Source organism: Nonomuraea sp. NPDC049486, from assembly GCF_040676925.1.
Lineage (GTDB): Bacteria > Actinomycetota > Actinomycetes > Streptosporangiales > Streptosporangiaceae > Nonomuraea > Nonomuraea ferruginea.
In genome coordinates this window covers 23,507-30,834 of sequence record NZ_JBFAPV010000034.1, presented here as the reverse complement: position 1 = coordinate 30,834, position 7,328 = coordinate 23,507, and the positions used below count along the sequence as shown (strand labels likewise).

Annotated in this window: 8 protein-coding genes; 5 read left to right on the top strand and 3 right to left on the bottom strand. The window is 73.3% G+C overall.

The window, feature by feature from the left end; translation table 11 throughout:
- Positions 1-719, bottom strand: a 719-nt coding sequence (locus AB0K05_RS44080; RefSeq protein ID WP_364237751.1) for an RICIN domain-containing protein, incomplete at its 3' end; no start/stop codon positions are given.
- A gap of 192 nt (positions 720-911) precedes the next feature.
- On the opposite strand from AB0K05_RS44080, the gene AB0K05_RS44075 reads away from it, so the two are divergent.
- Positions 912-1,472 carry a dihydrofolate reductase family protein gene (locus AB0K05_RS44075; RefSeq protein WP_148035798.1) on the top strand — a complete coding sequence of 187 codons (561 nt, stop codon included), beginning with the start codon at positions 912-914 and terminating at the stop codon, positions 1,470-1,472.
- A gap of 4 nt (positions 1,473-1,476) precedes the next feature.
- On the opposite strand, the gene AB0K05_RS44070 is transcribed toward AB0K05_RS44075, so the two are convergent.
- Positions 1,477-2,205: an IclR family transcriptional regulator gene (locus tag AB0K05_RS44070; protein WP_148035799.1), complete on the bottom strand. Its 729-nt coding sequence runs from the start codon at positions 2,203-2,205 to the stop codon at positions 1,477-1,479.
- An 86-nt stretch (positions 2,206-2,291) separates the two neighbouring features.
- On the opposite strand from AB0K05_RS44070, the gene AB0K05_RS44065 reads away from it, so the two are divergent.
- The 4 genes from AB0K05_RS44065 to AB0K05_RS44050 are packed head-to-tail and all read left to right on the top strand — an operon-like array spanning position 2,292 to position 6,007.
- Positions 2,292-3,407 carry a cupin domain-containing protein gene (locus AB0K05_RS44065; RefSeq protein WP_364237748.1) on the top strand — a complete coding sequence of 372 codons (1,116 nt, stop codon included), beginning with the start codon at positions 2,292-2,294 and terminating at the stop codon, positions 3,405-3,407.
- Entirely contained in the window at positions 3,404-4,234 is an 831-nt protein-coding gene (locus AB0K05_RS44060) for a fumarylacetoacetate hydrolase family protein (RefSeq protein ID WP_364237746.1), read from the top strand. Before AB0K05_RS44065 ends, AB0K05_RS44060 begins: the two co-directional genes overlap by 4 nt.
- On the top strand, positions 4,231-4,821 hold the full coding sequence (locus AB0K05_RS44055; RefSeq protein WP_364237744.1) for a maleylpyruvate isomerase family mycothiol-dependent enzyme: 591 nt from the start codon (positions 4,231-4,233) through the stop codon (positions 4,819-4,821). Before AB0K05_RS44060 ends, AB0K05_RS44055 begins: the two co-directional genes overlap by 4 nt.
- Before the next feature lie 10 nt (positions 4,822-4,831).
- On the top strand, positions 4,832-6,007 hold the full coding sequence (locus tag AB0K05_RS44050; RefSeq protein ID WP_364237742.1) for an FAD-dependent oxidoreductase: 1,176 nt from the start codon (positions 4,832-4,834) through the stop codon (positions 6,005-6,007).
- Here AB0K05_RS44050 and AB0K05_RS44045 read toward each other — a convergent pair.
- Complete coding sequence (locus tag AB0K05_RS44045) at positions 5,995-7,251, bottom strand: MFS transporter (RefSeq protein WP_364237740.1); 1,257 nt, start codon at positions 7,249-7,251, stop codon at positions 5,995-5,997. The two genes, AB0K05_RS44050 and AB0K05_RS44045, sit on opposite strands and share 13 nt — an antisense overlap.
- Positions 7,252-7,328: the final 77 nt, after the last annotated feature.

The following is a 7,328-nucleotide window of genomic DNA, read 5'->3' as shown; positions in this document are numbered from 1 at the left end:
ACGAACATGGGGTCCTGGCTCTCGCTCTGGCCGCCGTCGCCGATGCCGTAGTAGCGCTTCATGCCGCCGTCGAAGAACGTGCCGGCGTTGCGGGTCGTGGTCTGGTGCACGCTGCCGGTGTCGGACGGCCAGGCGCCGCTGCCGTCGCCGCCGCCATTACCGCCGCCGCTGCCCATCTTGACGAGCTGCCACTGCTGGTTGGCACCGTTGAGGTCGTCCCACTGGGAGACGCGGGCGCCGTCGGCGGTGGACCACTCCCAGGTCTCCAGGGCCTTGCCGCTGTGGCGGTTGATCAGGCGGACGTGGCCGCCGTCGGAGTCGGCCAGCCGGAACTGCTGGTTCCAGCCGTTGGTGTCGGCCCACTGGACGATCTGGGCGCCGCCATTGGCGTTCCATTCGTAGACGTCCAGGACCTTGCCGCTGTGACGGGACTTGAGCCGGTAGTAGCCATCGCCGGAGCTGACGAACTGCCACTGCTGCTGGTTGCCGTCGTTGCGGGCCCACTGCACCATCGGCGCGCCGTCATGGGTGGCGAACTCGTACACGTCGAGCGCCTTGCCGCTGTGCCGGTTGACCAGCACGTACCAGGCGTTCGTGTCGACGCTGGCCGCCCGCGCGGGCAGTTGGACGGCGACCGCGCCGGCCATGGCGGTCGCCAGGGCGACCAGGCTCAGCAGCAGACGCCGCCAGCCGCCCGCCCTTCGAGGTTGAGGTAACACGACCATCTCCCTTCAGGTAAGCGCTTTCCGGGCGATTGATCCCACGCCGACGGCCGGCCGTCAACCAGGCGGGCACCCTCCCCCTGGTGACCTGCGACGGCCCCTGAAACTTTCAGCCAGGAAGAGGAGCGTAAGAAGGTCGTAAGAACGCTCCGCCACCATCGGAAGCGGCGAACCGGAAAGGACTCATCCATGCGCAAGCTCAAGCTCCAGGTCCAGACGACCGTCGACGGCTTCATGGCCGGCCCGCAGGGCGAGATGGACTGGCTGACGTTCCCGTGGACCGACGACCTCAGCGACCACGTCAACGCGCTCACCAAGTCCGTCGACCGCATCGTGCTGGGCCGCAAGCTCGCCGAAGGGTTCATCCCGGCCTGGGCGTCCAGGCCGGAGGGCGAGGACGAGGAGTCGATCGACTGGATGAACGACACGCCCAAGACCGTCATCTCCAACAGCCTCACCGAGTCGCCGTGGGAGAACGCCACCGTGGCCGGCGGTGACCTGACCGAGATCATCGAAGGGCTCAAGGCCGAGCCGGGCGGCGACCTCATCGTGTACGGGGGCGGCACGCTCGTGTCGAGCCTGATCGCCGCGGGGCTCGTCGACGAGCTCCACCTGTTCGTCAACCCGACCTCGATCGGGGCCGGCATGCCGGTGTTCCCGGCGGACGCCTACCACCGCTTCCGCGTGGCCGGCACGCGGACGTTCGACTGCGGGATCCTCGCGCTCCACTACGAGCCGGTGCGCGCCTGAGCGGTCAGATCGCGTCGGCCTCGATCGCGGCCGCGGTCAGGGTGAGCGCGCTGATCCAGCCCGGCAGCCGCTCCCTGGTGAAACGCGCGGTGGGCAGCGCGATCGAGATCGCCGCGTACGGACGGCCCGACCCGTCGCGCAGCGCCACCCCCACCGCCGTCAGGCCCGTCTCCGTCCGCTGGTCGTTGATGGCGACGCCGCGCCGGCGCACCGCCGCCAGGTCGCGCCGGACGCGGGCCAGCTCGGCCTCGTCCGCGTAGAGCCGCGCCAGCTCGGCGGGCGGGAGCAGGGCCAGGATCGCCTTACCGCCCGAGGTCAGGTGGGCCGGCAACGAGCGCCCCGTACGGTCGCCGACCCGCAGCACGTTGTCGCACTCGACGGTGTCGACGAAGCGGACCTCCGCGCCCGCGCGCACCACCAGGTTCGCCGACTCGCGCACGTGCGCGACCATCCGCTCCAGGTGCGGGCGGGCCACCCTGCGCAGCAGTGTGACCGGGGCTTCCGAGACGGGCGCGGGCCGCAGGACGGGCCCGGCCCGGTAGCGCCGGTCGGAGTCCTGCTCGGCGAAGTCGCGGTAGACGAGCATCGCCAGCAGGCGGTGCGCGGTGGAGCGCGAGACGCCCAGCCGCTCGGCGACGTCGCTCAGCCGCAGCGGTCCCTCCTGCTGCAGCAGCGTGGCCAGGTGCAGCGCGTGATCGACCGACTCGATCGCGTACGACGGGCGATTCTTCACAGCAGAACAACCTATTCCATCAGGAGGAACCTAGACCAGGATGGTAACCGGTCACTGCAGCGCATCTGTCAAGGAGCCGTACACCGATGACCGTCACCAGTCCCGTCAGCATCGTCGCGAGCGACGCGCCCGACCAGCCCGACCGCACTCCCGAGCTGGACGGGCTCTACCGCGAGTTCGAGTCCGAGCTGCTGGTCCCGCTCTGGACCGAGATCGGCGACCTGATGCCGCACGCGCCGGTGTCCGCCGCCGTGCCGCACCTGTGGCGCTGGAACCGGCTGCTCCCGATGGCCACGAAGGCGGGCGCGCTCGTCCCGGTCGGCCGGGGCGGCGAGCGGCGCGCCATCGCGCTGGCCAACCCCGGGCTGGGCGGTCGCCCGTTCGCGACGCCGACCCTGTGGGCGGCGATCCAGTACCTGAACCCGCGCGAGGACGCCCCCGTGCACCGGCACACCCAGCACGCCTTCCGCTTCGTCGTCGAGGGCGAGGGCGTGTGGACCGTGGTGAACGGCGACCCGGTCGCGATGCGGCGCGGCGACTTCCTGCCGCAGGCGGGCTGGAACTGGCACGGCCACCACAACACCAGCAGCGAGCCGATGGCCTGGATCGACGGCCTCGACATCCCGTTCCAGCACTACACCGACTCGACGTTCTTCGAGTTCGGCCCGGACGAGGTGGAGAGCAGGGAGGCGCCCGACCGGTCGCGCTCGGAGCGGCTGTGGGCGCACCCCGGCCTGCGCCCGCTTACCCAGCTCGACCCGTCCCCGGCGACCCCGCTGCTCGCCTACCGCTGGGAGCACACCGACCGGGCGCTGTCCGAGCAGCTCAGGCTCGAAGCTGAGGGCTACACCGCCACCACCGAGCCGGGACACGCGGCGGTCCGCTACACCAACCCGACCACCGGCGGCGACGTCATGCCGACCATCCGCGCCGAGTTCCACCGCCTCGCCCCCGGCATCGGGACCGCCACCCGCCGGGAGGTCGGCTCGTCGGTCTTCCAGGTGTTCGACGGTCTCGGCCGGGTCACCGTGGGTTCGGCGAGCTGGGACGTCGAGCGCGGCGACCTCTTCGTCGTCCCGTCCTGGCAGCCGCTGACCGTCGAGACCGAGCCCGGCCTCGACCTCTTCCGGTTCAGCGACACCCCCGTCATCGAGAAGCTCCACCAGCACCGCGTCCAGATCGACCCGAGGAAGCACGCATGAGACTCGCCACCATCCGCACCGCCGAAGGCACCCGCGCCGTCCGCGTCGACGGCGACCGGTACGTCGAGACCGGGTTCGGCGACGTCGGCGAGCTGCTCGCGCGGGACGACTGGCGCTCGCTCGCCGAGTCCGCCGGCGGGCCCGCGCACGCCGCCGCCACGGCCGGGCTCGCGCCGGTGGTGCCCGCCCCCGGGAAGATCGTCTGCGTCGGCCTGAACTACCGCAACCACATCCTGGAGATGGGCCGCGAGCTGCCCGAGCACCCGACGCTGTTCGCCAAGTACGCCGACGCGCTCATCGGCCCGTACGACGACATCGCGCTGCCCGCCGAGTCCGACGCCGTCGACTGGGAGGCCGAGCTGGCCCTGGTCGTCGGCGCGACCGTGCGGCGGGCCGACGAGAGCCGGGCCGCCGCCGCGATCGCCGGTTTCACGGTGCTGAACGACGTCACCATGCGCGACTGGCAGTACCGCACCGCCCAGTGGCTCCAGGGCAAGACGTTCGAGGGCACCACCCCGCTCGGCCCGGTGCTGGTCACCCCCGACGAGCTGCCCGGCGGCGTCCGCCCCGAGCTGGCGATCAGCGGCGCGGTCGACGGCGAGGAGGTGCAGAAGTCCAACACCGGCGACCTGGTCTTCGACCCCGCCGCGCTGGTGCGCTACGTCTCCACGATCATGACGTTGCGGCCCGGCGACGTGATCGCCACCGGCACCCCGGGCGGCGTCGGCCACGCCCGCAAGCCCCCGCGTTACCTCGCCGACGGCGGCACGCTCGTCACCGAGATCGAGGGCATCGGCCGGCTCGAGAACAGGGCGCGCAGGTCATGACCGAGATCCGGGAGTGGATGGACCACTGCACCGGCCTCTTCCTCGACGCCGTCGACGGGCTCGCCGACGACGATCTCGGCGCGGCGACCGGCCTGCCCGGCTGGTCCCGGCGCCACGTCGTCGCGCACGTCCACCACAACGCCGAGGCGCTGCGCCGCCTGCTGCACTGGGCGCGCACCGGCGAGAGGACGCCGATGTACGCGAGCCCCGAGCAGCGGAACGCGGAGATCGAGGAAGGCTCGGCGCTGCCCGCCGAAGAGCTGCGCGCGCTGGTGCGCGGCTCCGCGGCGGCCTTCGCCGCCGACCTGGACGCGCTGCCGGAACGGGCGTGGACGAACGAGGTCGTCACGGCGCAGGGCCGGACCGTCCCCGCCACCGAGATCCCGTGGATGCGCGCCCGCGAGGTGGCCGTGCACGCCGTCGACCTCGGCACCGGTCTCGGCTTCGACGACCTGCCCGCCGGGTTCAACGCCGCGCTGGCCGTCGACGTCGTACGCAAGCGGGCCGCCGGCGGTGAGGGCGCCGCCCTCGCCGCCTGGCTGACCGGCCGCGCCGGTGAGGCGCCCGTACTCGGCCGCTGGCTCTAGTGAGAAGGGAATGACCGTGTCCGAGAGGGATGTGGACGTCATCGTCGTGGGCGGGGGCATCGGCGGGCTGTCGAGCGCCCTCGCGCTGGCCCGGTCCGGGCGGCGGGTGCGCGTCCTGGAGCGCGCGCCGGAGTTCGCCGAGGTCGGCGCCGGTCTGCAGATCGCCCCGAACGCCACCAGGATCCTGCGCGAGTGGGGCGTGCTCGACGAGGTGATCGGGCTCGGGGTGCTGCCGCGACGCCTGGTGTTCAGGGACGCGGTCGACGGCCGCGAGCTCACCCACCTGCCGCTCGGCGAGGAGTTCGTCGCCAGGTACGGCGGGCCGTACGTGGTGATCCACCGCAGCGACCTGCTCGGCGTGCTCCAGCGCGCGTGCGATCGGGCGGGCGTGGACCTGGTCCCGAACTGCGAGGTCACGGACGTCGAGACCGCGCAGGACTCGGCGGTCGTGCGCAGCGCGGCGGGCGTCCAGCGGGCGGATGTGGCGATCGGGGCCGACGGGTTGCGGTCGCGGCTGCGCGCCCGGCTGAGCGACGACGAGCCGGTCAACTCCGGCTACGTCGCCTACCGCGGCGCGTTCCCGGTCGAGGAGCTGGAGACCGAGCCCGACGAGCGCGCGCTCACCGATGTGGTCGCCTACATCGGCCCCGGCTGCCACCTGGTGCAGTACTCGCTGCGCGGCGGGGAGATGTTCAACACGGTCGCGGTGTTCCGGTCGCCGGGCTTCCTGCGGGGCGAGGCCGAGTACGGCGGCCCCGAGGAGCTCGACGAGGTCTTCGCCGGGGCCTGCCCGCAGGTGCGGCACGGGCTGAGGTCGCTGTGGCGGGTCCGCCACTGGAAGATGTTCGACCGCGTGCCCGTCCCGAACTGGGTCGACGGCCGGATGGCGCTCACCGGCGACGCGGCCCACCCGATGCTGCAGTATCTCGCGCAGGGCGCCTGCCAGGCGATCGAGGACGCGCACTGCCTGGCGGCGCAGGCCGCCGCCAGTTCCGGCGACTGGCCGGTCGCTCTCAAGGAGTACGAGCGCGTACGGACCGAGCGGACGGCCCGGGTGCAGACGTCGGCGCGGGTCTGGGGCGACATCTGGCATGTCGACGGCGTGGCGCGGCTGCTGCGCAACGAGCTCTTCCTGAGCCGCGAGCCCGACGACCACAAGCACGTCGACTGGCTCTACGGCGTCTGATCGCGGGGCACCGCTCGGTGCCCGGCCGTCCCGGGGACGGCCTCCCCGTCGCGGGCGCAGGCCCGTCGCCAGGCGAGGGCGGCCGGCACTCCGGCGGCCAGCCCGGCCGCCCCCGCGACACCCAGCGCCCCCGTCACCCCCAGGTGCGTGGCCAGCAGGCCGCCCACGATCATGCCCAACCCCTGGGCGGCGACCAGGGCGGCGGAGGCGATCCCCAGCACCTGCCCCCTCCGCTCGGTGGGGACGATCCGGACGAACTCCGCGTTCGCCGTCACCTGGTAGGCGCCCAGCATCCCCACGAGCGCCCACAGGACCAGCGCCGCGACCGGGCCCGGGATCAGCGCCGAGGCCACCAGCGGCGCGCTCGCGGCGCACGCCAGCGGTCCGAGCAGCCGCAGCCGCGCCTCCGTGGAGCAGAACCGGGTGAAGAGGAACACGCCCAGCACGTTGCCCACCGGTATCGCGGCCATGAGCAGGCCCACCATCGCGGTGCCCTGGCCGGTCCCGGCGGCGTAGGGGGCGGCCAGCGCCTCCGGCACCACCTGGAATCCGGCGAGCATGGCGAGCGCCAGCAGGCTGCGCAGCCGGTGGTCGGAGACGAGCAGGCGCAGTCCCTCCAGCGGGCCGCCGCGCCGCCCCTCGCCGTCTTCCCCGGTCCGCGCGGCGGGGTGCGGCCGGACACCGCGCAGCACGATCAGCGCGGCCAGCGCGAAGGCCGCCGCGTTGAGCGTCAGCGACCCGCTCGTGCCCACCGCCGCCACCAGCACGCCCCCCGCCGCGAAACCGGCCAGGCTGACGATCTGGGAGGTGAGGTGCTGGATCGCGATGCCCGCCTGGTAGACGTCCTCGGGCAGGATGTCGGGCGTGAGCGCCATCTGGGCGGCCACGGCCGGCGATTCGAGCAGTTGCGAGGCGAAGACCAGGGCGCACAGCACCGGCAGCGGGATCCCCGGCACGGCCACCAGCGCGATCAGCCCGGCTCTCGCCAGGCCGCAGCCGACGATCAGCCTCCGGCGGGGGTACCGGTCCGCCAGCCCGCCCAGCAGCGGCCCGCCGACCAGCGCCGGCACCAGGGTGAGTGCGTACACGAGCGCGGTCACCGCCGCGGACCCGGTGCGCTCGTAGGCGAGCACCGCCAGCGCCACCCGGCCCAGTTGCGTCCCCGCGCGCACGACGGCCATGGCGCCCCAGAGCGCCCGGAACTCCGTGACGGCGAACGCGTGGCGGAAGGCCCCGCTCTCCATCGCCGCCTCCTGTCAGCCGCCCGTCACGCGGAGGCGGCCGGCGGCGCGTGGAAAGCGCCGCCGGCCGCCATCAGGTC